We start from the raw sequence: 23444 nt of genomic DNA, 5'->3' as shown, positions 1-23444 counted from the left end.
GCCGGTTTACTTCTCGATAGGCTGATCCGTCGTCTCTGCGAACCGGTCTGTCGCGTCGATCAACGCGGAGAGTATCCCGGGCTCGTCGAAAGAGTGGCCGGCGTCATCCACCATCACAAATTCAGCCTCCGGCCAGGCCTTGTGCAGATCCCAGGCGGTCACGGGCGGGGTGCAGATGTCGTACCGGCCCTGCACGATGACAGCCGGGATGTCTCGGAGCACGTGAGCGTTAGCTATCAACTGGCCGTCGCTCATCCAGCCCTTGTTGACGAAGTAGTGGTTTTCGATGCGCGCGAACGCCAGCGCGAAGCGGGGATCGGAGAACGTCTCCACGAGATCCGGCCGCGGCAGCAGCGTGATGCCGCTGGCCTCCCACGTCGCCCACGCGACCGCTGCCGGGTTGTGCACCGCGGGATCCGGGTGATTGAGCAGGCGGTGGTAGGCCTGAATGAAGTTGCCGCGCTCGTTCTCGGGCACCTGGGCGACGTACTTCTCCCACACCTCGGGAAAGATCTGGCCGGCCGGTCCCTCGTAGAACCAGTTCAGCTCGCTTTCGCGCAGGGTGAAGATGCCGCGCAGCACGAGTTCGGTTACCCGCTGCGGATGCGTCTGCGCGTAGGCGAGGGCGAGCGTGCTGCCCCAGGATCCGCCGAACACCTGCCAGCGGTCGACGCCGAGGTGCTCGCGCAGGCGCTCGATGTCTGCGACCAGGTGCCAGGTGGTGTTGACGGCGAGGTCGTACCCGTCTTCGCTCGCGTGCGGCCGGCTTTTACCCGACCCGCGCTGGTCGAAGAGGATGATGCGGTACTTCTCCGGGTCGAACGCTCGACGGTGCCGAGGCGACACCTCGCCTCCCGGGCCGCCGTGCAGAAACACGACGGGTTTGCCGTCGGGGTTACCCGACGCCTCCCAGGCAATGCTCTGGCCGTCGCCGACCTCCAGCATTCCGGTGGCGTACGGTTCGATTTCGGGGTAGAAGTAACGCATCCAGCCAGCCTAACGACGGCGGCGATGCAGGGGTTCGCAGCGACGTCCGGCGCGGGGTGGCGGACGAGTGGCCAGCAACCGTTGCGAAACCCCGCCCACTGGACAACAACCGTTTCGGGACTCCGGCCACCGGACAGCAAACGACCCACTTCTTCGAAAAGATGGTCGACAACAGCCCGGTCGATTGAGCGCGCCCAACGACAAGTGCCCACTCGACATTAGCAACCAACGGCAAGTGCCCAGTCGACATTAGCAACCAACGGCAAGTGCCCAGTCAGGAGAAGCGGGGCGCAAAGCCGTCGCAGACCGGCGCGATTGCGCGATCGATGAGCGGTGCGAGCGGGTCTCGGGCCGTTCCCTGCGCCGCCCACACTCCCGCAGCCGCCGCGACCGCACCGACGAGAGCGAAGGAGGCTGCGGTAACGGCGAGCTGCTCACCGCTCTTCGCCCGGGAATCGAGGTAGACCCGCACCAGCGAGCCCAGTCGGGAGAACCGTGACAGCCCCGAGGTGAGGAGTTCGTCGCGCGCGCCCATGAGCTCCCACTGGGTGACCGCGAGAGGGATGCGGTCGGAGCCGACGTGTTCTGCCGCGGAAACCAGCGCTCCCCGCACGGCGTCCATGGGCGGGATGTTGCTTGGTTGCGCGCGCAATTGTTGCTCGACCGAATCGACAAGCGCGTCGACATCCCCCCAGAGTAAATCGCTCTTTGCGTCGAAGTAGTTGAAGAAGCTGGCGCGGCTGACTCCGGCACGGGTGGTGATGTGTTCAATGGTCGTCCGCGCATAGGACTGTTCGAGGAAGAGCTCGCCCGCCGCGTCCTCGATCGCGGCGCGGGACGACGCGGGACGACGCCCTGGCCGACCGGACGGCCGACCCGACGGCTGCCCGGATGACTGCCCGGATGGCCGCCCGGATGGCCGCCCGGATGACGGCGGGGTCAGGGGTTCGTTGGTCGGCATTGCTCCACTCTCGCACAGCCCGATGCCAACGAAAACTCCTCGCATCGCCTATTGTTGTACTCGGTCTAGTTTTATCGGGACCGCAACTCCCCCCACCTTCCTGGAGCACCCGCATGGCCATTCGCCCGTCGTCCCCCTCGCGCACCGCGACCTCCCGCACCAAAACCTCGCGCACCGCTGCCACCCGCGCCGGTCTCGCGATCTCGGGCCTCACCCTCACCGCGCTGATCCTGTCGGGCTGCGCGCCGGCAGCCGACAACGGTGGCAGCTCTGACCCCGTGGCGGGCGGCACCCTCACCTACGCCACGGGAGACGCGGAGCCGACCTGCCTCGACCCTCACGTCGGCGGCAACTACCCGCAGGCGCTGGTGGCGACCCAATACCTCGAATCCCTGGTGTCGTTGGATGCCTCGGGCGCGGTCATCCCGTGGCTTGCGACCGAATGGTCCGAAGCCGAAGACGGCCTGAGCTGGGACTTCACCCTCCGCGACAACGTCACCTTCACCGACGGCGAGCCGCTCAACGCCGCTGCGGTGCAGGCCAACGTCGCCCACGTGCAGGATCCCGCGACCGGATCATCCACCGGTTACCTCGCTCTCGGCAAGGTCACCGGCGTTGAGGCCGTCAGCGACACCGTGGTGCGGTTCACCCTGTCCGCCCCCGACAGCGCGCTGCTCGAATCGCTGTCCCAGCCGTGGGTTGCCATGCAATCCCCCGCAGCCCTCGAACGAGCAAAAGAGGTCAACTGCGAGAGCCCGGTCGGCACCGGGCCCTTCGTCGTGACCGAGTGGGACCGACAGAACAGCATCACGCTGGAGCGAAACGACGACTACACCTCGCCGCCGGCCGACGCCGCGGACGGCGATGGCCCCTACCTCGACTCGATCGTCTGGCGCTTCGTTCCCGACTCGGCGACCCGCTATGCGGCGCTGGCCTCTGGTGAGGTCGACGTCATCGACAACGCGCAGCCGGATGCACTCGTCGCCGCCGACGACGACGACTCGCTCGAGGAGCTCGACGCTCCCCGCCCGGGCGCCTCCAACCGCCTCGAGCTGAACAGCGGCATCGCCCCGTTCAACGACGTTGCCGTTCGTGAAGCCTTCATCCGCGCCGCGAACGTCAACGACGGAATCACCAGCCTCTTCTTCGGCACGGCGGAGCGCTCCTACTCCGCCCTGTCCAGCGTCGAACCGCTCGGGGTGAGCGACCCAGACCTGTTCGACTTCGACCTCGAAAAATCGAATGAGTTGTTGGATGCCGCGGGCTGGACCGAGCGCGACGCGGACGGCTACCGCGTGAAAGACGGCGAGCGCCTCACGGTGACCTTCCCCGTCAGTACCAATCAGTCGATTCCCGCAGAACAGTCGCTCTTCGAGCAGATCCAGGCGACGACCAAAGAGGCAGGCTTCGACGTGGTGCTCGAGCCCGGAGACCTCTCCACCTGGTACGCAACTCTCGCGGCGAACGAATACAACGTTGTGAGCGCTCCGTATACCAAGGTGGGCCCGGACGTGCTGCGAATCCTCTACCACTCCGACGGCATCACCCCGGCGCCGAGCGGCTACTTCGCTAACCTCGCGCAGGTCAACCTGCCCGAGCTGGACACACTGTTGACGGAGGCCTCCGAGGTCAGCGACGCCGAACAGCGCAGCCAGCTGTACGCTGATGCCCAGCAGATCGTGCTCGACGGGTTCTACATCCTCCCGCTCTACGACCAGCAGAACCACTACCTGTACAACACGGCCGTGGAAGGATTGCGGGCCATGCCCACCGTCTCGACTCCCACTCTCGCGGAAGCATGGCTTGATCGGTGACCATCGTCGCGGCCTCCCGGGTTTCCCCACGCCGGGGAGGCACCGGAGTCCGCTGGCTGATCGGGCGGCTCGGCGGGCTGCTCTTCGTACTCTGGGCTGCCGCCACGCTCACGTTCTTCGCGTTGCGCCTGATCCCCGGCGATCCGGCCGAAGCACTCCTCGGCGGTCCGGGCTCCCAGGCAAGCGATGAGGCGTTGGCGGCGGCGCGAGAGGAGTACGGCCTCAACCAGCCGCTGTGGATGCAGTATCTCGCCCAGATGGGACGGTACCTGCTCCTCGACTTCGGCACGTCCTATTCCCTGAGGGAACCGGTCTCGTCGGTCATCGCCGAGCAATTCCCGGGCACCCTGCTGCTGGCCAGTCTCGCCCTTGCCCTCGCGTGGGTGCTTGCAATCACGGTCGCGGTCTGGTCCGCCCGCTCCGGTCGGATCGCCGGAGCTCTCGGCTCGGCCCTCGAGGTCGTCGCGGTCGCCCTCCCCCACTTCTGGCTCGCAACCTCGCTCGTCCTGCTCTTCAGCACGACGCTCGGCTGGCTGCCGCCGATCAGTGGACGTTCGCCGTCCGGCCTGGTTCTGCCCGTGATCACCCTCGCGATCCCGCTCGCCGGCTTCCTCGGTCAGGTGATGCGCGAATCGCTGCTGAATGCGCTCAGCTCGCCCTTCGCGCAGTCCGCCCGCACCCGCGGCGAGACGGCCACGGGCGTGATCTGGCGGCACGGCCTGAGGCACGCTGCCCTCCCGGCGATCGGTCTCTCCGGCTGGGCATTCGGCACGCTCGTCAGCGGCGCGGTCGTCGTCGAAACGGTCTTCGCCCGCCCCGGTCTCGGTCGAACCCTGCTCAGTGCGGTGCAGGCACGCGACATCCCCCTCGTCACCGGAACCGTGCTCGTCGTCGCCCTCGCCTACAGCCTGGTGACCACGCTGACCGACGTCCTCGACCGCATCGCCGACCCGAGGCTCCGCACCGAGGCCAACGCATGAAGCGCCCGAGCGTCGTCGAGACCGCCCCCGTTGTGGTGCTCGCCTTTTTTGTGGTGTCTGCGGTTGCCCCGAACCTGATCGCCCCCGGCGACCCCCTCGCCATTGACCCGCTCGCGAGCTTCCAGGCACCCTCGGCCGGCCACCCGCTCGGCACGGACGAGTCCGGACGCGACATCCTTACCCGGATCGTGCACGGCGCGGCACCGTCGCTGCTGATCGGCGTTCTGGCCACGGCCATCGGGGTCGGGCTCGGGCTGGTGCTCGGCATCGTGGGGGGCCTCGGGCCGCGGTGGCTCGACACGACCTCCACGCGGTTTGTGGAGGTGTTGTTCGCCTTTCCGGGGCTCCTGCTTGCGCTGTTGTTCATCGCGATCGCGGGACCAGGCCCCGTGACATCCACCATTGCCGTGGGCCTTGCGACCGCACCCGGGTACGCCCGCCTCGTGCGCAGCCAGGTGCTCAGCGTGCGCAGATCCGGGTACGTCGAGGCGGCGCTCGTGCTCGGCCATGGCTGGTGGCGCAGGTTGCTGCGCCACATCCTCCCCAACGTGACCGCAACCCTGTTTGTTCTCGTCACCCTCGGCGTCGGGCAGTCGATCGTCTGGGCGTCGTCGCTCAGCTACCTCGGCCTCGGGGTCTCGCCTCCCGCCGCGGAATGGGGTGCGATGCTCAATTCGGGACGCACCTATGTCGCCTCCTTCTGGTGGATGACGTTTTTCCCTGGCCTCGCAATTGTTCTCAGCGCCGCGGCCACAACCCTGCTCGGCCGCAGCCTGCAGTCACGGGTGAGGTCGTCGTGAGCGTCGAGGCGATTTACAGTGCGGCGCGCGTGGGCGCCGCGCCGCTCGTGCGGATCGACGGGCTGACCGTCCGCTTCGCAGGCGCCGACTCCCCCGCCGTCGACAACATCACCCTCACCATCGCCGCGGGCGAGTGCCTCGCCCTGGTCGGCGAATCGGGTTCGGGCAAGAGCGTGACGGCACGATCGCTCGTGGGCCTCGCCGGTGCGGGTGCCCAGGTCAGCGCCGACACCCTGGAGGTGAACGGTCTCTCCCTGCTCGGCCTCAGCGAGCGCAGGCTGGAGAGGATGCGCGGCGCCGTCGTCGGGTCGATCAGCCAGGACGCGCTCGTCTCGCTCGATCCGCTGCGCTTGATAGGTCGTGAGGTGGATGACGCGCTTCGCCTGCACACCCGCCTGAGCCCGACCGACCGCAGGGCACGTGTGCTCCAGCTGCTCACCCAGTCCGGCATCCCCGATCCCGAAACTCGGGTCGGCCAACGCTCGGGCGAGCTCAGCGGTGGGCTGCGCCAGCGCGTACTGATCGCGGCGGCGCTCGCGGCAGGCCCTCGGATCCTGATCGCCGACGAACCGACTACCGCGCTGGACTCGCAGGTGCGGGACGGGGTGCTGCGCCTCATCGCCGACCAGGCCACGGCAGGCACCGCCGTGCTCCTGATCAGCCATGACCTCACCGCGGTCGCCGCGATCGCCGACCGGGTCGCGGTGATGAAGGACGGCCGCATCGTGGAGGAGGGCGACACCTCCGCGGTGCTGCACAACCCGCAGCATCCGTACACGCGCCAGCTTCTCGCGGCGTCCCCCGCGAACAAGCCGCGGCACCAGCTCCTGCTCAGCGGGCCGACCGCTCGCGAGAGCTTGCCTTCGACCCGCACGGGCGACCGGACAGCGTCCGCACCAGAGCCGCGTCCCGCTCTGGCGCTGGAGGCTACAGACCTGTCGGTCGCGTTCTCGAGCGGTCGGGATCGGTCCCGCCCGGTTCTGCAGAACGTCTCGTTTGCCCTTCCCGTGGGCACAACGCTGGGGCTGGTCGGGCCGTCCGGCTCGGGAAAGACCACGCTCGCCCGCATCGCACTGGGGCTGCAGCAGCCGGACTCGGGCGAGCTGCGCCTGCTTGGAAAGCCGTGGTCGAGCACTCCAGAAAAGCTCCGTCGCGCCGACCGGGCGCTGATCGGCGCCATCTACCAAGACCCGCTCGGGTCGTTCGATCCGCGGTCAACGGTTCGCGCGATTCTGGCCGACGCCGTGCAGCGCGACGGGGCATCCCCGTCCCGCGCGGGGCGGACCACCCGCGTGACCGAGCTGCTCGACAGCGTAGGGCTCGCCTCGAACATCGCCGAACGCCGTCCGCACAGTTTGTCCGGAGGGCAGCGCCAACGCGTGGCGATCGCGCGGGCGCTGGCCGCCGAGCCCCGGGTGCTCATCCTCGACGAACCCGTGTCGGCTCTCGACGTGACGATCCAGGCCCAGATCCTCGACCTGCTCGATGCCCTGCAGCGTGACCGCGGATTGAGTTATCTGTTCATCTCCCACGACACTGATGTGATCGCGCACATGAGCGACAGCGTTCTTCGGCTGGATTGAAGTCGAGTTCACCGAGCTACCACAGGATTTTTCGGCGAAGACCCGCACCGGATAAACTGTGGCCGCTCGCGGACTGGCTGCGGGGAGGCCGGAGACAAACGATGACCGACGACACCAAACCCGAACCGGCCGTGCCAGCGGGCGGGTCGCACTCGGGCTCGGGTGGGTCGAACGAGTGGACCTTTGAGGATCTTCTCCGCGGTGCCTCCGAACCGGTATCTCAGCCAGTGGAGCCAGACGCCGCCACCACCGCGTTCGGCGCCTCCCCGATCGACACGGCGTCGTCAACGGATGTCGGGCCGGAGTCCGAACCCGAGTTGGATCCCGTTGTTGATCAGGAACCGGAGCATCTCGGGGCGACATCCATTGTGAACGCGCTGGCCTACAGCGCCGCAAACGACACGAATATTGACCCGCTGATGACCTACCCGTTGGCCGGGTCGGCAGCCGGTGCCGGATTCGGTGACGGTGGAGGAAACGACGGCGGAGGAAACGACGGCGGAGGAGGAAACGACGGCGGCGACGCGGTGGATTCTGACTCTCCGGGCAGCTGGTCCCGAACGATGATCATCCTGGTGTCGGTAGGAGCCGCGCTGTTCGTCACGATTGTGGCGCTACTGTCGATCCTGTTTGTGCGAGGAACAACACCGGACGACCCCGCCGCACCGCAACCGTCGCAGTCGAGTTCGCCGACACCGAAAACCACGCCCAGCCGCATGCCCACCCCCTCCGCCACTCCGACGGCAACACCGTCTGCAACCGCGCCCGCCCGCCCGTCGGCTGCTCCGAGCGTCGCTCCAGCGCCAGCACCGGCTCCCGCACCTGCGCCAGCACCAGCACCGGCACCGGCACCAGCACCCTCCCCTGACCCCGCGCCGCCGGTAGTCGAGACGCCGCCTGTCGCACCCTCTCCGTCGGCCTCGCCGACACCCAGCACCTCGCCGTCCGCGCCGCCAACCTCAACTCCGCCAGAGACGCCGCTTGAGCTGCCCCTGACAATCCCATAATCGAGTCCATGAACCAATAGGCTCAACGAGACCGACGGGAACAGCTATGAGCGACGACGAGACACCAACCGAGGCGTACAACACAAACGACGGGGACGCTCCGACGAGGCGCATGCCCCAGCAACCGGCGGACACACCGACCGAACGGATCGGAGCCACGCCGTCGCAACCCGGGGACGCCCCGACCGAACGGATGGGTGCGACGCCCCCTCGTGACTCTGCGGCCGCGCCCGGTTCGGACGCAGCAACCGAGTACATCCCGGTGGCTGGAGTGGCAGCATCGGCCACCCCGCCCCCGCCCCTTGGCCCGGATCCCGTCGCGAACCCGGAGAGCACACCCCCGGGACGCTCACGCGCGCTGCTGATCACCCTTATTGCGATTGGAGCAGCGCTGGTCATCGCGCTCATCGTGCTCATCATCATGCTGACCAGCAACGACGACACTCCCGTGCCCGTGGACAGCCCCACCGCATCGGTGAGCGCGACGCCAACGCCCGCACCGTCCACGACGCCGAGCTCGCCGACGCCCAGCCCCACGGAGTCTTCCACTCCGTCGCCAACACCCGCACCGTCCGCCACGAGCACCCCAACCGCAACGGCACCGCCAGCAGCGTCTGCCGCGACCTTCACCGCGTTCTCGCCAGAAGACGGCGCTCCCGTTCTCTGCAACGACGCCGAATCGCAGCAGCCGGTCGACTTCGCCTGGACGAGCACCGGAGCAGCGCAGGCATGGTTTGGCATTGGCACCGACGATGCGAAGGCCAACCCAGATGCCGATGTCGACCCGAGCGGCACCTACTCGACGTTGTACGACTGCAGTCTCGAAACGGAGACCTTTACGGTCACGCTCGACAATGGCGACGGTGTGCTGACTCACCGCACGGTGACGCTCAACCGCGCGCTAGGCGACTGACCCGGCCAAAGCCCAACCCTGCCCGTCGGATACCATGGGAGCACTTCCCACACTCAGGCACCCCACCATCTGACTCGGTGCCGCACATATAGATTCCGGAGAACCATGTCTACGCCTGCGTCGATGCCCGAAAAACCCGCCCTCGAAGGCCTTGAGACGAAGTGGGGCCAATCGTGGGAAGAGCAGGGAACCTACCTGTTCGACCGGCAGAATGCGACTCGCGAGAACATCTTCTCGGTCGACACCCCGCCGCCGACGGCCTCCGGAAGCCTGCACATCGGGCACGTTTTCAGCTACACCCACATGGACCTCGTTACCCGCTACCAGCGAATGCGCGGCAAGACGATCTTCTACCCGATGGGGTGGGACGACAATGGCCTCCCGACCGAGCGCCGCGTTCAGAACTACTACGGTGTGCGCGTAGACCCGACGCTGCCGTATGACCCCGCGTTTGTTCCCCCGCTCGAAGGTGGCGACAACGCCAGCAGCAAGGCCGCCGACCAGCTGCCGATCTCGCGCCGCAACTTCATCGAACTGTGCGAGCGCCTCACCGTCGAAGACGAGAAGCAGTTCGAGGACGTCTGGCGCACGCTCGGCCTCAGCGTCGACTGGACCCAGTCCTACCGCACGATTGGCGACGAGGCCCAGACCGCGGCCCAGCGTGCCTTCCTCCGCAACCTCGCCCGGGGCGAGGCATACCAGGCCGATGCACCGACACTCTGGGACATCACCTTCCGCACCGCCGTCGCGCAGGCCGAACTCGAGGACAAGGAGATGCCTGCGGCGTATCACCGCCTGGCATTCCGCACGGTTCCGGCCGACGATGGCTCGAGCACCGACATCCACATCGAAACAACCCGCCCTGAGCTTCTGCCCGCCTGCGTCGCCCTCGTTGCGCACCCCGACGACGAGCGCTACCAGCACCTGTTCGGCACCATGGTGACGACTCCGCTGTTCGGTGTCGAGGTTCCCGTTGTCGCCCATCACCTCGCCCAGAAGGAGAAGGGCTCAGGAATCGCGATGATCTGCACATTCGGTGACGTGACCGATGTGATCTGGTGGCGCGAACTCGACCTGCCCAACCGCACCATCATCGGATCCGACGGCCGCATCGTCGCCGACGCCCCCGACGTGATCGTGACCGAGCAGGCAACCGCCGCGTATGCGCAGCTCGCGGGCAAGACCGTGTTCAGCGCAAAGAAGACCGTTGTGGAGCTGCTCCAGGCGAGTGGTGAAATGATCGGCGACCCGAAGCCGATCTCCCACTCGGTCAAGTTCTTCGAAAAGGGCGATAAGCCCCTGGAGATCATCTCGACCCGCCAGTGGTACATCAGAAATGGGGCGCGGGATGTCGCGCTTCGCGAAAAACTCATCGCGGACGGTCGCGAGATCAACTTCACCCCCGACCACATGCGCACCCGTTACGAAAACTGGGTCGGCGGGCTCACGGGCGACTGGCTGATCTCCCGCCAGCGCTTCTTCGGTGTGCCGATTCCCGTGTGGTACGAGCTCGATGCCGAGGGAAACAAGGGCACGCCCATTGTGCCGAGCGAGGACTCGCTGCCCGTCGACCCGGCATCGGAGACCGCGCCCGGTTACGACGAATCGCAGCGCGGGGTACCCGGCGGATTCGCCGGTGAGGTAGACATCATGGACACCTGGGCCACCTCGTCGCTGACCCCGCAGATCGCGGGAGGCTGGGAACGCGACCCCGAGCTGTTCGACCTTGTCTTCCCGTACTCGCTGCGCAGCCAGGGCCAGGACATCATCCGCACCTGGCTCTTCTCGACGGTCCTCCGGTCGGAACTCGAGCACGGCACGGTGCCGTGGAAAAACGCCGGAATCTCCGGCTTCATCGTCGACCCCGACCGCAAGAAAATGTCGAAGTCCAAGGGCAACGTGGTGACCCCCGCCGCGATGCTCGAAACTCACGGCTCCGACGCCGTGCGCTACTGGGCTGCCTCGAGCCGCCTGGGTACCGACGCCGCCTTCGACCCGCAGAACCCCAAGCAGATCAAGATCGGCCGCCGCCTCGCGATCAAGGTGTTGAACGCCGCGAAGTTTGTGTACTCGTTCCCGACCGCCGAGGTGGATGCCGCGGGCAGAACTGCCCCGCTCGACATCGACCTGCTGGCCGAACTCAACCGCGTCGTCGCCACAGCCACGAAGGCGTTCGACGAGTTCGACCACGCCAAGGCACTCGAAGCCGCCGAGCAGTTCTTCTGGACGTTCTGCGACGACTACCTCGAGTTGGTCAAGGAGCGCGCGTATGGCGCCGGCACCCCGGAGGGGCAGGCTTCAGCCACCGCGACGCTGCGTCACGCCATCGATGTGCTGCTTCGCCTGTTCGCCCCGTTCATCCCGTTCGCCACGGAGGAAGTCTGGAGCTGGACCCATGACGGTTCTATCCACACGTCGGAGTGGCCCGTTGTTTCGGCAGCCGCCGAACCCACCGGGCTGCTGCCCCTCGTGAGCGAGGCGCTCATCAGCATCCGACGCGCGAAGACGGATGCGAAGGCATCGCAGAAGACCGAGGTTGTGTCCGCCACAATCAGCGGGCCGGCGCAGCTTCAGCTGGCTATCGACGATCTGCAGGCTGTCGGGCGCATAGCGACGGTCGAGTTTGTCGAAGCCGACGCGGTGTCCGTGACACACATCGTGCTCGCAGAACAGGTCGAGGTTCAGTGATGCAGCTCGGAACCCGCTGGGTCGTCGGAACCGCCGCACCAGCGACGTTGTCCCCTGACGTGATCTCGGCCATCACCGCCGTCGAGGGCGATCTGGAAGGCGTCGACGTCAGCCAGTGGCGTTGGACCCTGACCTGGCTGGAGCGCCGCCCGGTGGTTGAACTCGACGACGGCACCACCATCAGGGTGGACGCCGACGGCGCCGTCACCATTCATCCGACCGAGGACTAACGGCATGGGCAATCCCTTCGCGACTCCGTTCCCCGCGCCGTTCGGGCTTCCCCCGTTCGCCGACATCGCCGACGAGCATTACCGCCCGGCATTTCTCGACGGCATGGCCGAACACCTCCGGGAAGTCGCCGAGGTGACCGCCAACCCCGCGGAGGCAACCGTCGACAACACGCTTCTGCCGCTCGAACGCGCCGGGCAGCTGCTTTCGCGGGTGGCTACGGTCTTCTTCAACAAGTCCTCCGCTGACAGCACCGACTTCACGAATGCGCTCGAGGAAGAGATCGCGCCGCTGCTGGCGGCCCATTCTGACGCCATCCGCCTAAACCCGGCGCTGTTCGCGCGGGTCGCATCACTGTATGAGCGACGCAACGACCTCAGGCTCGACGCCGAGACCCGCTACCTCGTGGAGCGTTACTTCACCGAGTTCAGCCAGGCGGGCGCCGGGCTTGATGCGCGCAGCAAAGCGGCCCTCACCTCGTACAACCTGCGGCTGTCGACGCTCACCACACGCTTCGAGAAGAATCTCCTCGCGGACACCAACGACCGGGCCGTTGTGGTGGATGACATCGCCGAACTGGACGGTCTCGGCGCCGGAGAAATTTCCGCGGCTGCGCAGGCCGCCGAGGAACGGGGTTTGGCCGGCAAGTACCTGATCACCCTGGTGCTGCCCACGGGGCATCCGTTTCTGTCATCCCTGACAAACCGAGCGCTTCGGGAACGGATCATGACGGCCTCCCGGTCGAGGGGGATCCACGGCGGCGACAACGACAACCGGCAACTCGTGCTGGAGATCACCCGGCTGCGCGCGGAACGTGCCGCGTTGCTCGGGTTCGCCAACCACGCCGCCCTGGTGACCGCTGACGAGACCGCACGAACGCCGGAGGCCGTGGACACCATGCTGCGCACGCTCGCGCCCGCGGCCGCACGGAACGCCAGGATCGAGCAGGCTGACCTTCAGCAGCAGGTCGGCGACGCGTTCGCGCTGGAAGCCTGGGACTGGGCGTTCTACACCGAGAAGGTGCGCAAGGCGCGCTACGACGTCGACACCGCCGAGATGCGGCCCTATTTCGAAGCAGAACGAGTGCTGCGCGACGGGGTTTTCTTCGCGGCGGCGCGGCTCTACGGTGTGAGTTTCACCGAGCGCCCCGACCTCGTTGCCTACCACCCCGACGTGCGGGTGTTCGAGGTGCGCGACGAAGACGGCAGCATTGTCGGGTTGTACACGCTTGACCTGTACACCCGCGATTCGAAGCGCGGCGGTGCGTGGATGAACTCGCTGGTTTCGCAGTCCACGCTGCTCGGCCATCCCGTGATCGTCACCAACAATCTCAACGTACCGAAGCCGGCCGCTGGCCAGCCGACGCTCCTCAGCTACGACGAGGTGACCACCCTTTTCCACGAGTTTGGTCACGCGCTGCACGGACTCTTCGCCCGGGTCACCTTCCCCAAGTTCGCCGGAACCAACGTGTTCCGTGACTTCGTGGAGTTTCCCAGCCAGGTGAACGAGATGTGGATGCTGTGGCCCGAAGTGCTCGCGAATTACGCAGTGCATTTCGAGACCGGAGAGGTGATGCCTCAGGAGATAGTGGAGAAGCTGCAGGCTTCTGCCTCCTTCAACGAAGGCTTCGCCACCAGCGAATACCTCACCGCGGCGCTACTGGACCAGGCCTGGCATACCATCGCCCGTGATACCGAGATAACGGACGTCGCAGCGTTTGAGGCGGCCGCCCTCGCGGACTTTGGTCTCGACAACCCCGCGGTTCCTCCGCGCTACTCCAGCACGTACTTCGCGCACACCTTCTCGGGCGGCTACGACGCTGGCTACTACTCGTATATTTGGAGCGAGGTGCTCGACGCAGACACCGTCGAATGGTTCTCCGACAATGGCGGGCTGACGCGGGCCAACGGTGACCGGTTCCGCACGCGCGTGCTCGGCGTGGGCGGGTCGGTGAACCCCCTCGAGGCCTTCCGCGATTTCCGGGGCCGCGACGCCGCGATCGATCCGCTCCTCATTCGCCGCGGGCTCACGGGCTGAAGCCGCGCGGCTACGCCGACGCGCCGATCACACCAGCCCGTGCTGCGCGGCCCAGGCGACGGCCGCCGCCCGCGAATTGACTCCGAGCTTGCGCCGGACGTTCGCGACGTGGCGATGCGCGGTGTGGGTACTCATCACGAGTTCCCCCGCAATCTGCTGGTCGGTGAGTCCAAGCGCAATCAGCCGGATCACGTCGCGTTCGCGCGCGGTGAGGCTGTGAATCCTGCCGCCGCTGCCGCCCGCCCGCGACACCCCGCCAAACTCGAACAGCGCGCTCATGACCTCGTCGGTTTCCCCGTGCCACGGCAGGTGATTCAGCCCGTCGAGAGGCACGAAGCGCGAGCCACCGATGCGAGCTGCGAGCGCGCGTCCTTGTACGAAGGGGATGGCCCGGTCTCCGCGCCGGTGCAGGAGCAGTGTCGGACTGCGAAGTTTCGACAGGGTGGGCCGGATATCGACGGCGTAGGCGGCCGACAGCAGGGTGCACGCGTCCCGCGCCGACATTGAACGACGTTGGGATATCGCGAATGCGGCACGGTCAGACTGGTTGCTTTCGGGGAGGAAAAAGTCGGCGATCATCCTCGATCCGATCCCCCAGTGCGCGCCCACGATCGTCTGGATGGAGGTGCGCGCTTCGAGCGGTGCCAGCGCCGCGCCGGAGGCGTATCCGGCGAACACGACGAGACGCTCCACCCGGTGCGGGTACTCCGCCGCGAAGGCGATCGCGGCGGGCGCCGCGAACGAGACACCCATGACGTCGGCCGGACCAAGCCCGGCGCTATCCAGCACCGCCGAGATCGTCTCCACCTCCCACTCGGGACGGCTGTCCGGCGCGGCCGATCGATCGGACAGGCCAGTGCCGGCGCGGTCGTACCGAATCACGGTGCGGTGCTCTGCGAGCGGCAGAATAAAACGACGGAACGCGGCATTGCGCCAGTCCAGCCCGAGGTGGCTGGACCACCAACCCCCGAGCAAGAGCGGCGGTCCCGAACCGAACGATGACCAGGCGATCGAACGACCATCGACGAGGGTGCGGTTGACCACCTGGTCGTCGTCGATCATCGTGTCAGTCTAAGAAGCCCGGCCGGTGAGCATAAGCCCGTGGGGGCGGATATTCCGGGCGTTCGTGGCGCCGCCATGGTGCTGCAGCGTCAGGACGTCCGGCTGATCCGGCGCTTGCCGAGGCCAAGCCAGAGCATCACGAGCCCGCCGACGAGCAGCCCCCAAAAGGCCGACCCGACCCCGGCGACCACGATACCCGACGCCACAACGAGGAACGTGACGACGGCCACAAGCCGGTGCTCGGGTTCTTCGAGAGCCGACGCGATGCCCGCAACGAGCGCGCCGAGCATCGCCAAGCCCGCCACGGTGGCGATCAACAGGGGCGGGCTGACCGCCACCAGGGCAGCAGCGAGCGTCGCTCCAAGGCCGAGGACAACGTAGGTGGCACCGCCTGCGAAAGCCGCGACCCACCGCTTTGCCTTGTCCGGATGCGCATCCGGACCAGCCATAAGCGCTGCTGAGAGCGCGGCGAGATTGATGGCGTGGCCGCCGAACATCGCGCCTGCCGCGGAGAGGAGGCCGGAGCCGACAAGCACCGAACGGGCAGGCACCGCCGGGTACCCGAATGTCGCCAACACGGCGAAGCCGGGTACGTTCTGCCCCGCCATGGTCACGATGTACAGCGGAAGGCCGATGCTGACGATGACGAGGGGATCGAACGCGGGCGGCACAAAGATCAATCGCGGGATTCCCGACGCCGCAGTAATCCAGCCGCTACCCGCGTTCATTCCGATCGCGACGATGGTGACCAGAAGAGCGCCGGGTATCGCCCAGCGCGGGGCAAGCCGGTACAACAGAAGCCAGGTCACAATGATGGGCAGTGCCAGCAGCGGGATATCGACGGCGGCCCGCACCGGGGCCAGACAGATCGGGAACAGGATGCCCGCGAGCATCGCGCTGGCGATCGGCTTCGGTATCCGAGTCACCGCGCGGGTCAGCGCGGGCCAGAGACCCGTGACCACGATGAGCACCCCGCACACCACGAACGCGCCGACGGCGGCAGCGAAGCTGCCCGTGGTGGCCTGAGCTGCGACGAGCAACGCGGCACCGGGCGTAGACCAGGCGAACGACAGCGGGAGGCGGTAGCGCCACGACAGCAGCATCCCGCTCAGCGCCTGTGTAAGGCACAAAATCAGTAGCCCGGAGGCCGCCTGCGCCGGGGTGGCCCCGACGGCGATGAGCCCGGCGATGACGAGGGCGAACGCGCTGGCGAATCCCGTGAGGGCGCCAACGACGCCAGCGATGATCGGCTGGAGAATTCTTAGGCCGACTTCTCCTCGCGCAGCGCGGTGCGCGGGACAATCGTCGGCGCGGCGTTGTCGAGCACCGTTTTCTTGGTCACAATCACTCGGGCCACGTTGTCATTCGAAGGAATATCGAACATGATCGGCCCGAGTACTTCCTCGAGAATGGCACGCAGTCCGCGGGCACCGGTCTTTCGGAGAACAGCGAGGTCGGCGATGGACTCCAGCGCGTCGAGCTCGAAATCGAGTTCAACACCGTCGAGCTCGAACATGCGTTGGTACTGGCGCACGAGGGCGTTCTTCGGGACGGTCAGGATTTCCATCAGCGCCACCTGGTCAAGCGGGGTGACCGTGGTCACCACGGGCAGGCGGCCGATGAACTCGGGTATGAGCCCGAACTTGTGGAGGTCTTCCGGCAATACCTCGCCGAACAGGTTTACGTCGTCGCCCTTGCTGTGCAGCGGTGCGCCGAAACCGATGCCCTTCTTGCCCGCACGCTGAGAGATGATCTCCTCGAGACCGGCAAATGCTCCGGCAACAATGAACAAGACGTTGGTCGTGTCGACCTGGATAAATTCCTGGTGCGGATGTTTGCGGCCGCCCTGAGGGGGCACGGAGGCAACGGTGCCCTCAAGAATCTTGAGCAACGCCTGCTGCACGCCCTCACCCGACACATCACGCGTGATCGACGGGTTTTCGGCCTTACGGGCGATCTTGTCGATTTCGTCGATGTAGATAATGCCGGTCTCAGCACGCTTGACGTCGTAGTCTGCGGCCTGAATCAGCTTCAGGAGAATGTTCTCGACGTCCTCGCCGACGTAGCCGGCTTCCGTGAGCGCGGTCGCGTCGGCGACAGCAAAGGGAACATTCAGCCGCTTGGCAAGCGTCTGCGCCAGGTAGGTCTTGCCACACCCGGTCGGACCGATGAGGAGAATATTCGACTTGGCGATCTCGACGTCGTCGATGATGGCGTCAGCGGGACCGATCGTGTTACGCGCCCGGATGCGCTTGTAGTGGTTGTAGACGGCCACCGACAGTGCGCGCTTCGCGGCATCCTGTCCGATGACGTACTCCTCGAGAAAGGCGTAGATCTCGCGTGGCTTGGGAAGATCGAACTCGCTGGAAACCTCTTCGCCGGCCTCGGCCAGGCGCTCCTCGATGATCTCGTTGCAGAGCTCGACGCACTCGTCGCAAATGTACACGCCTGGTCCGGCGATCAGCTGCTGGACCTGCTTCTGGCTCTTTCCGCAGAAAGAACACTTGAGCAGATCGGCGCTTTCCCCTATGCGGGCCACGGTCGCTCTCCCTCTTTCAACGTGCTACGTCATCCGAGCCTAACCCGTACAGGTGACAGCGCACGGCACCTGAACAAAAGAAGACATCGGCGTGCCGCATCTGTGCGGTGCCCCGTGGCGCGATCTGACCGCCTCAGGCGCTCGCGTTCGGTGCCGCGCCGTTGCTATGGCACGATACTTGAGTGAGAACTCGACCGACCCGCGCCCTGCCTGCGCGCGGGGTGCGCGTGCTGAGCGGGTCTCTTGCGGCCACCTTCGCCACACTCGTGGCGGCGTTCTCGCACCTGCTCGCCGGGGGCACGGCACCTTCTGGTGCGGCGCTGGCGCTATCGCTCGCGCTGTCGATCCCGATCTGCATCGCGCTCGTCGGCCCCACCGTGTCGCTCTGGCGAACGTCGGTGGCGGTGGGCATTGCCCAGGCGATGTTCCACGGACTGTTCTCCGGGACCAGTTACTCCGGAACCGTTGTGGTGCCGGAGCACGCCGTACACGCCGGAACGCCGATTTCGCTCGCGGGCCTGCCTGACGGCACCGGCAGCCACCATTCCGCGTCGATGTGGCTTGCCCATGTTGGCGCTGCGTTGCTGACGGTGGTCGCGTTGCGCTACGTCGAGTCCGCGATTCTCCGCCTGCGTGGAACGGCCCGGCTGTTGGTGGCCTTGCTCACCGTCGTCATCAGCGCCGTACCGGTGCTCGGCGAAGGGCGCCCCGCGCGCGTGGGTTGCGCGCAAACGGTACTTCCCCGGGATCTCGCACTGCTCTTCAGCGCCCTGCGCCACCGCGGCCCGCCCGCGATCAGCGCCGCCTGATCAGCGCCTACTAAGCAGCGCTCACCAATCAGCGACGCTTATTCAGCGCCGTGTTCAGAGCGCTTGTCCCGTTACGCCGCACCGACACAGCTCCGCTCGCCGCTAAACCTCAGCTCACTGCGACGGCTCAGCTCAGTGTTACGGCCCAGCTCGGTGCTACCGCTCGGCTAACTGCTACGGCTCAGCTGTGCACTGTGTCACCGCTCCCCTCTTTGCTCCACCGCGTTTGCTCCACCGCGATTGCTCCCCTGCGATTGCTCCCCTGCGGGCTTTCCTAATCACAAGGACCTCTTTTATGAACATCTCCCCTTCACACCACACCTCCGTTGCCCGTTCCTCGACGCGCCACCCCGGCACTCAGCGACGCAGCGCGTCCGCGTTTGCAAAGGGTGCGGCGGCGATCGGCGCGGGCGCGTTGCTCGCTCTTGCGGCACCACTCGCTGCCAGCGCGCACGTGACGATCAACCCGAACGCTGCCGAGGCCGGCAGCTACGCGGTCATCACCGTGAAAGTGCCGAACGAATCTGCAACCGCCACCACGACCAAGGTGGAGCTCGCGCTTCCCGAGGACACCCCGTTCACCAGCGTCCGGTACGTTCCGGTCGCCGGATGGTCCGCTGAGCTGGTCTCCGAAACCCTCCCGGCACCCGTCACCGTGGGAGAGAACGAGGTCGCCGAAGCGGTCACGTCCGTCGTCTGGACGGCATTGCCTGGCTCGGAGATCGCCGACGGGCAGCTGCAGCAGTTCTCGGTGTCGCTTGGCGCGGTTCCCGACACGGGATCCGTGGTGCTCCCTGCGACGCAGTACTACTCCGATGGCACGATCGTGAGCTGGGACAGCACAGAAGAAGACGCGGAATACCCCGCCCCCGTGCTGTACATCAACGACGCGGCGCCGACAGACCACCACGCGGCAGCGGGTGCCGACCACGATGAAGATGCCGACGCCGATGCCGACGCGGCGACGGCATCCAACGGGTCCACAGCCTCGTCGGTCTCGTCCGGTGATGACGTTCTCGCCCGCATCCTCGGGCTGGGCGGGCTTCTCCTCGGGGCGGCAGGGCTGGTGCTCGGCATCACCGCTCGTCGCAGGAACGCGGAGTAAGCGCAATGCGTCCGGTCAAAGCGGTGACGCTGACAGCGGTTGGCACCCTCGTGCTGGGTGGCACCCTGTTCGGGTTCGCTTCGGCCGCGCAGGCTCACAATTACCTGGTGTCCTCCACCCCGGCAGCAGGAGAAGAGCTGACCGCGCTGCCCTCGAACTTCGAGATCACCACGAACGAGGCTCTACTCGAGAGTGTCGGCGAGGGTGGGTTCGCGTTGGAGGTGATTGACGAAGCCGGGCTGTACTACGGCGACGGCTGCGTCACCATTGCCGGCCCCACGATGTCCACCGCCGCCGCCCTCGGCGAGCCCGGCGACTACACGGTCGTCTGGCAGGTGGTTTCGGCCGACGGTCACACGGTCTCGGCCGAGTACCCCTTCACCTGGGCGCCCGCCGACGCGTCAGCGAGTGTCGTCTCCGAGGGTTCGGCAGCCGCGCCCCAATGCGGCGACACCGCAGACCCAGAACCAGACACAGCTCCGGACACGGAGCCAGGCACGGGATCCGAGGACACCGAGGGCCAGGCGACCGATTCGGCCCAGCTCGCGAACCTCAGCGACGTGTTGTGGATCGGGGGCGCGGTGGTGCTGCTCGGGGCCACGGTCGCGGTGACCCTCGTGCTCAGCGGGCGCAAGAAGAAAAACTAGTCGCAGCACGCAACAAAAACTGCGGCCGTCCCCTCGGGGATGGCCGCAGTTTTCGTGCGCACGATGGCGCGGGTGATGCCGGGTGTTACTTGACGAGCATGGGAAGGTTCTTGCGGCTCGTCAGAACCTGGTCGATCAGGCCGTACTCGAGTGCCTCGGCGGCACTGAGGATCTTGTCACGGTCGATGTCCTTGTTGACCTGCTGCACGCTGCGGTTGGAGTGCTTGGACAGCGTCTCCTCGAGCCACTCGCGCATACGAAGGATCTCGCGGGCCTGGATCTCGATGTCTGACGCCTGCCCACCACCCTGGCCGCCAACAGAAGGCTGGTGGATGAGGATGCGTGCGTTCGGCAGCGCGAGGCGCTTGCCCGGGCTTCCCGCTGCCATCAGTACGGATGCGGCGGAGGCAGCCTGACCGAGAACCACGGTCTGGATCTGCGGGCGGATGTACTGCATGGTGTCGTAGATCGCCGTCATCGCGGTGAAGGATCCACCGGGCGAGTTGATGTACATGATGATGTCGCGGTCGGGGTCCTGGCTTTCGAGCACCAGAAGCTGCGCCATCACGTCGTCGGCCGAGGCGTCGTCGATCTGCACACCGAGGAACACGATGCGGTCTTCGAAGAGCTTCGCGTACGGGTCCTGACGCTTGTAGCCGTAGGCCGTGCGCTCCTCGAAGGTGGGGAGGATGTAGCGCGATTCTGGCATCTGGCTCGCCATGCCGGAGGCACCAGAGGCGCCGAAGGTGAAGTTATCCATGATCTTTTCTACTTCTCAGTCTCGTCGGGGTTCGGAATGCTCTCGTCTGTTCCGCCGCCGCCCGTTACGTCAGACGCGTGCTCGCGGATGTGGTCGACAAAGCCGTACTCGAGGGCGCCCTTGGCGTCGAACCAGTTGTCACGGTCGTTGTCGATGAGCACCTGCTCGACCGATTTGCCGGTCTGCTCGGCCGTAAGTTCGGCCATCCTCTTCTTCATGTCGAGGATGACGTGGGCCTGGGTCTGGATGTCGGCGCTGGTACCGCCGAAGCCACCAGAGGGCTGGTGCAACAGCACCCGGGCGTTCGGGGTGATGTACCGCTTGCCCTTGGTGCCGGAGGAGAGCAGGAACTGTCCCATGGAAGCGGCCAGTCCGATGCCGACCGTCACGATGTCGTTCGGTACAAACTGCATCGTGTCGTAGATCGCCATTCCCGCGGTGATCGAGCCACCGGGAGAGTTGATGTAGAGGAAGATATCCTTCTCGGGGTCTTCGGCGGCGAGCAGCAGCAGCTTCGCCGCAATCTCGTTGGCGTTTTCGTCGCGCACCTCTGAACCAAGCCAGATAATGCGATCCTTCAGCAGTCGATCAAAAACACTGCTGACAAGTGCCGGTTCGGCCATTGTTGCGCTCCCATTCAGTTATCGCTTGGTTTTGAATCTAGCGGAGTGGGACAGCCCACCGTGGCCTGTTCGCCGTCGGCAAAGTCTTATGCTCACAGGATGACTGAAGAGTGGCAATCCCGGGTCGCGCTGGTGTGGGCCACGGCGTCCCGGTCGAGCACGTCTGAGCTACTCGGGCGGATCGACGAACTTGTCGAGGAGCGCCCCGACGACGACGCGACGGCGCTGTTCGAGGCGGCCAGTGCCCGGGACTACATCGGCGAGGAGGCCGCCGCCGAGCCGCTCTACCGGAGGTCGCTCGCTCTCGGACTCGATGAGCCGTTGCGGGGACGGGCGGTCATCCAGCTCGCCAGCACGCTGCGCAACCTCGGCCGGCCGGACGAAGCAATCACGATTCTGCAGGACGGCTTCGCGAACGACGCCGACCATCGCCTCATCGGTTCGGCCCGCGCGTTTCTCGCCCTCTGCCTTGCAGATACCGGCGATGAGCGTGCGGCCATCGCCGTCGCCCTCGACGCGCTCGCGGACCACCTTGCCGAATACTCGGGGTCGGTGCGTGCCTACGCAGCCCAGCTCATCGCGCTCGAATAACTCGAATAAGCTGGGGCGGCGATCAGCACGAAGCGCGATCGGCACGAAAACGAGCGAGACCAACGTCGGGAGTGTGGCATGTCAACTCCACGTCCCGACCCCGACGCACTCCCCACACGCCAGACGCCAGAAGAAATGCGCGCCTGGCTGGCACTGCTGGAGACGGCGAACCACGTGCAGCACGCCACGGACCGCCGGGTTCGCGAAGCGGTGGGAGTGAGCTTCGCGCAACTGGAAATCCTCGCGCGTATCGCCGAGGCGGGTGAGCAGGGCATGCGGATGACGGATATAGCGAACACGCTGGTCGTGTCGCGCAGCGGGTTGACGTACCAGATTCGACAGCTCGAGAAGCTGAACCTCGTTTCGCGTGCACCGTCCCGGGATGACGAACGCTCGGTGATCGCCCGGATCACCCCGGACGGACTGCGCTGCGTCATCGAGGCGGCACCGCACTATGTGGAGGTCGTGAAGACGCTGTTCCTCGACCACGTCTCCGCGGACGACCTCACCGTGCTCGCCGACATCCTCGACGGCGTGCGTGACAAATTGCGCAGCCTGCCCGGCCGGTCCGAGCTCGGCCGCTGACGCCGCGGAGCGCCTAGTAGCTGCTGCCCGAACCTGATTCGGCAGCGCCCGACAGCAGGCCAGCGGATCCGGACACACCGAGGCGGGTCGCGCCGGCATCGATCATCGCGAGGGCGTCATCGTAGCTGCGCACCCCACCGGAGGCCTTCACCTGCGCCTTGTCTCCCACGGTGTGCGCCATCAGCCGCACGGCGTGCACGGTCGCTCCGCCCGTCGGGTGGAACCCGGTCGAAGTCTTCACGAAGTCGGCGCCGGCGGCGACCGCGGCACGGCAGACGCCCACGATCTGGTCATCCGTCAGAGCGGCCGACTCGATGATGACCTTGAGCACCCGCGGCGCCGGAATGACGGCCCGAACGGCGGCGATGTCGGCCTCAACCTCGGCGAAACGGCCTTCCTTTGCCAGCCCGATGTCGATCACCATGTCGACCTCGTCGGCGCCCTGCTCGATGGAGAGCGCAGCCTCGGCGGCTTTGATCGCGCTGTGGTGCTTGCCGCTGGGGAATCCGCAGACGACGGCGACCTTCAGGTCGGTTCCCTCGGGAAGCGCCAGGGGCAGCATGGCCGGAGAAACACAGACCGAGTATGTTCCGAGCTCGATCGCTTCCGCAACGAGTGCAGCCACGTCGGCGGTCGTCGCCTCCGGCTTGAGAAGCGTGTGGTCGATGTAGCGGGCGAGCGCGGGAGCGTCCAGGACGGCGTCCGAAGGTGTCGTATTCATTGCT

Annotated in this window: 22 protein-coding genes; 14 read left to right on the top strand and 8 right to left on the bottom strand. The window is 66.5% G+C overall.

Annotated elements, in window-relative coordinates:
- Positions 1-6: 6 nt before the first annotated feature.
- Both pip and B0I08_RS01220 read right to left on the bottom strand, forming a co-directional pair.
- Positions 7-987, bottom strand: coding sequence for a prolyl aminopeptidase (pip, locus tag B0I08_RS01225; protein WP_106209026.1), 981 nt, complete (start codon positions 985-987; stop codon positions 7-9).
- A 274-nt stretch (positions 988-1261) separates the two neighbouring features.
- Positions 1262-1948, bottom strand: a complete 687-nt coding sequence (locus B0I08_RS01220; protein ID WP_106209024.1) for a TetR/AcrR family transcriptional regulator — start codon at positions 1946-1948, stop codon at positions 1262-1264.
- Between the two features lie 113 nt (positions 1949-2061).
- Between B0I08_RS01220 and B0I08_RS01215 the strand changes: the two genes are divergently transcribed.
- The 9 genes from B0I08_RS01215 (at position 2062) to B0I08_RS01175 (ending at position 13998) form a co-directional block, all read left to right on the top strand.
- Positions 2062-3762 (top strand): ABC transporter substrate-binding protein, encoded by a 1701-nt coding sequence (locus tag B0I08_RS01215; RefSeq protein ID WP_106209022.1) that lies wholly within the window; start codon positions 2062-2064, stop codon positions 3760-3762.
- Entirely contained in the window at positions 3759-4742 is a 984-nt protein-coding gene (locus tag B0I08_RS01210; RefSeq protein WP_106209020.1) for an ABC transporter permease, read from the top strand. Before B0I08_RS01215 ends, B0I08_RS01210 begins: the two co-directional genes overlap by 4 nt.
- The gene (locus B0I08_RS01205) at positions 4739-5542 is read left to right on the top strand and encodes an ABC transporter permease (RefSeq protein WP_106209018.1); all 804 of its coding nucleotides are present in this window, start codon (positions 4739-4741) and stop codon (positions 5540-5542) included. Before B0I08_RS01210 ends, B0I08_RS01205 begins: the two co-directional genes overlap by 4 nt.
- The gene (locus B0I08_RS01200) at positions 5539-7125 is read left to right on the top strand and encodes an ATP-binding cassette domain-containing protein (protein ID WP_181243124.1); all 1587 of its coding nucleotides are present in this window, start codon (positions 5539-5541) and stop codon (positions 7123-7125) included. The genes B0I08_RS01205 and B0I08_RS01200 overlap by 4 nt, the downstream gene beginning before the upstream one ends.
- Positions 7126-7226: 101 nt before the next feature.
- Positions 7227-8132, top strand: a complete 906-nt coding sequence (locus B0I08_RS17680; protein WP_181243122.1) for a hypothetical protein — start codon at positions 7227-7229, stop codon at positions 8130-8132.
- A 46-nt stretch (positions 8133-8178) separates the two neighbouring features.
- The gene (locus B0I08_RS01190; protein WP_106209011.1) at positions 8179-9045 is read left to right on the top strand and encodes a hypothetical protein; all 867 of its coding nucleotides are present in this window, start codon (positions 8179-8181) and stop codon (positions 9043-9045) included.
- Positions 9046-9150: 105 nt separating this feature from the next.
- Positions 9151-11733, top strand: a complete 2583-nt coding sequence (gene valS / locus B0I08_RS01185) for a valine--tRNA ligase (protein ID WP_245884432.1) — start codon at positions 9151-9153, stop codon at positions 11731-11733.
- Positions 11733-11963, top strand: coding sequence for a hypothetical protein (locus B0I08_RS01180; RefSeq protein WP_106209008.1), 231 nt, complete (start codon positions 11733-11735; stop codon positions 11961-11963). Before valS ends, B0I08_RS01180 begins: the two co-directional genes overlap by 1 nt.
- Before the next feature lie 4 nt (positions 11964-11967).
- Positions 11968-13998, top strand: a complete 2031-nt coding sequence (locus tag B0I08_RS01175) for a M3 family metallopeptidase (protein WP_106209006.1) — start codon at positions 11968-11970, stop codon at positions 13996-13998.
- 27 nt (positions 13999-14025) lie between these two features.
- Here the strand turns inward: B0I08_RS01175 and B0I08_RS01170 are convergent, their stop codons facing one another.
- The 3 genes from B0I08_RS01170 to clpX form a co-directional block, all read right to left on the bottom strand.
- Positions 14026-15060 (bottom strand): alpha/beta fold hydrolase, encoded by a 1035-nt coding sequence (locus B0I08_RS01170; RefSeq protein WP_106209004.1) that lies wholly within the window; start codon positions 15058-15060, stop codon positions 14026-14028.
- Between the two features lie 89 nt (positions 15061-15149).
- Complete coding sequence (locus B0I08_RS01165; RefSeq protein WP_245884483.1) at positions 15150-16304, bottom strand: benzoate/H(+) symporter BenE family transporter; 1155 nt, start codon at positions 16302-16304, stop codon at positions 15150-15152.
- A gap of 17 nt (positions 16305-16321) precedes the next feature.
- A complete protein-coding gene (gene clpX, locus B0I08_RS01160; protein ID WP_106209000.1) occupies positions 16322-17599 on the bottom strand; it encodes an ATP-dependent Clp protease ATP-binding subunit ClpX in 1278 nt (425 codons plus the stop codon).
- Positions 17600-17781: 182 nt separating this feature from the next.
- Between clpX and B0I08_RS01155 the strand changes: the two genes are divergently transcribed.
- The 3 genes from B0I08_RS01155 (at position 17782) to B0I08_RS01145 (ending at position 20160) form a co-directional block, all read left to right on the top strand.
- On the top strand, positions 17782-18408 hold the full coding sequence (locus B0I08_RS01155) for a hypothetical protein (protein ID WP_146134288.1): 627 nt from the start codon (positions 17782-17784) through the stop codon (positions 18406-18408).
- A 295-nt stretch (positions 18409-18703) separates the two neighbouring features.
- Positions 18704-19513 carry a YcnI family copper-binding membrane protein gene (locus B0I08_RS01150; protein ID WP_106208997.1) on the top strand — a complete coding sequence of 270 codons (810 nt, stop codon included), beginning with the start codon at positions 18704-18706 and terminating at the stop codon, positions 19511-19513.
- Positions 19514-19518: 5 nt separating this feature from the next.
- Positions 19519-20160 (top strand): copper resistance CopC family protein, encoded by a 642-nt coding sequence (locus B0I08_RS01145; protein WP_106208995.1) that lies wholly within the window; start codon positions 19519-19521, stop codon positions 20158-20160.
- An 85-nt stretch (positions 20161-20245) separates the two neighbouring features.
- Here the strand turns inward: B0I08_RS01145 and B0I08_RS01140 are convergent, their stop codons facing one another.
- The gene (locus B0I08_RS01140) at positions 20246-20920 is read right to left on the bottom strand and encodes an ATP-dependent Clp protease proteolytic subunit (RefSeq protein WP_106208993.1); all 675 of its coding nucleotides are present in this window, start codon (positions 20918-20920) and stop codon (positions 20246-20248) included.
- 8 nt (positions 20921-20928) lie between these two features.
- Positions 20929-21543: an ATP-dependent Clp protease proteolytic subunit gene (locus B0I08_RS01135; RefSeq protein WP_106208991.1), complete on the bottom strand. Its 615-nt coding sequence runs from the start codon at positions 21541-21543 to the stop codon at positions 20929-20931.
- Positions 21544-21642: 99 nt separating this feature from the next.
- On the opposite strand from B0I08_RS01135, the gene B0I08_RS01130 reads away from it, so the two are divergent.
- Complete coding sequence (locus B0I08_RS01130) at positions 21643-22134, top strand: tetratricopeptide repeat protein (protein ID WP_106208989.1); 492 nt, start codon at positions 21643-21645, stop codon at positions 22132-22134.
- 78 nt (positions 22135-22212) lie between these two features.
- Positions 22213-22719, top strand: a complete 507-nt coding sequence (locus B0I08_RS01125; RefSeq protein WP_106208987.1) for a MarR family winged helix-turn-helix transcriptional regulator — start codon at positions 22213-22215, stop codon at positions 22717-22719.
- 13 nt (positions 22720-22732) lie between these two features.
- Here B0I08_RS01125 and deoC read toward each other — a convergent pair whose 3' ends face one another.
- On the bottom strand, positions 22733-23440 hold the full coding sequence (gene deoC, locus B0I08_RS01120) for a deoxyribose-phosphate aldolase (protein ID WP_106208985.1): 708 nt from the start codon (positions 23438-23440) through the stop codon (positions 22733-22735).
- Positions 23441-23444: the final 4 nt, after the last annotated feature.

The organism is Glaciihabitans tibetensis, from assembly GCF_003003265.1.
Classification (GTDB): Bacteria; Actinomycetota; Actinomycetes; order Actinomycetales; family Microbacteriaceae; genus Glaciihabitans; species Glaciihabitans tibetensis.
This window is presented reverse-complemented; position numbering and strand designations above follow the sequence as displayed.

Bases quoted from the DNA above. Each gene is read 5' to 3' on its own strand.
- B0I08_RS01205 (WP_106209018.1), top strand. From the start codon at position 4,739: ATGAAGCGCCCGAGCGTCGTCGAGACCGCCCCCGTTGTGGTGCTCGCC.
- B0I08_RS01135 (WP_106208991.1), bottom strand. From the start codon at position 21,543: ATGGCCGAACCGGCACTTGTCAGCAGTGTTTTTGATCGACTGCTGAAG.
- B0I08_RS17680 (WP_181243122.1), top strand. From the start codon at position 7,227: ATGACCGACGACACCAAACCCGAACCGGCCGTGCCAGCGGGCGGGTCG.
- pip (WP_106209026.1), bottom strand. From the start codon at position 987: ATGCGTTACTTCTACCCCGAAATCGAACCGTACGCCACCGGAATGCTG.
- B0I08_RS01175 (WP_106209006.1), top strand. From the start codon at position 11,968: ATGGGCAATCCCTTCGCGACTCCGTTCCCCGCGCCGTTCGGGCTTCCC.
- B0I08_RS01180 (WP_106209008.1), top strand. From the start codon at position 11,733: ATGCAGCTCGGAACCCGCTGGGTCGTCGGAACCGCCGCACCAGCGACG.
- B0I08_RS01145 (WP_106208995.1), top strand. From the start codon at position 19,519: ATGCGTCCGGTCAAAGCGGTGACGCTGACAGCGGTTGGCACCCTCGTG.
- deoC (WP_106208985.1), bottom strand. From the start codon at position 23,440: ATGAATACGACACCTTCGGACGCCGTCCTGGACGCTCCCGCGCTCGCC.
- B0I08_RS01130 (WP_106208989.1), top strand. From the start codon at position 21,643: ATGACTGAAGAGTGGCAATCCCGGGTCGCGCTGGTGTGGGCCACGGCG.
- B0I08_RS01140 (WP_106208993.1), bottom strand. From the start codon at position 20,920: ATGGATAACTTCACCTTCGGCGCCTCTGGTGCCTCCGGCATGGCGAGC.
- B0I08_RS01150 (WP_106208997.1), top strand. From the start codon at position 18,704: ATGAACATCTCCCCTTCACACCACACCTCCGTTGCCCGTTCCTCGACG.
- B0I08_RS01190 (WP_106209011.1), top strand. From the start codon at position 8,179: ATGAGCGACGACGAGACACCAACCGAGGCGTACAACACAAACGACGGG.
- valS (WP_245884432.1), top strand. From the start codon at position 9,151: ATGTCTACGCCTGCGTCGATGCCCGAAAAACCCGCCCTCGAAGGCCTT.
- B0I08_RS01125 (WP_106208987.1), top strand. From the start codon at position 22,213: ATGTCAACTCCACGTCCCGACCCCGACGCACTCCCCACACGCCAGACG.
- B0I08_RS01220 (WP_106209024.1), bottom strand. From the start codon at position 1,948: ATGCCGACCAACGAACCCCTGACCCCGCCGTCATCCGGGCGGCCATCC.
- B0I08_RS01170 (WP_106209004.1), bottom strand. From the start codon at position 15,060: ATGATCGACGACGACCAGGTGGTCAACCGCACCCTCGTCGATGGTCGT.
- B0I08_RS01215 (WP_106209022.1), top strand. From the start codon at position 2,062: ATGGCCATTCGCCCGTCGTCCCCCTCGCGCACCGCGACCTCCCGCACC.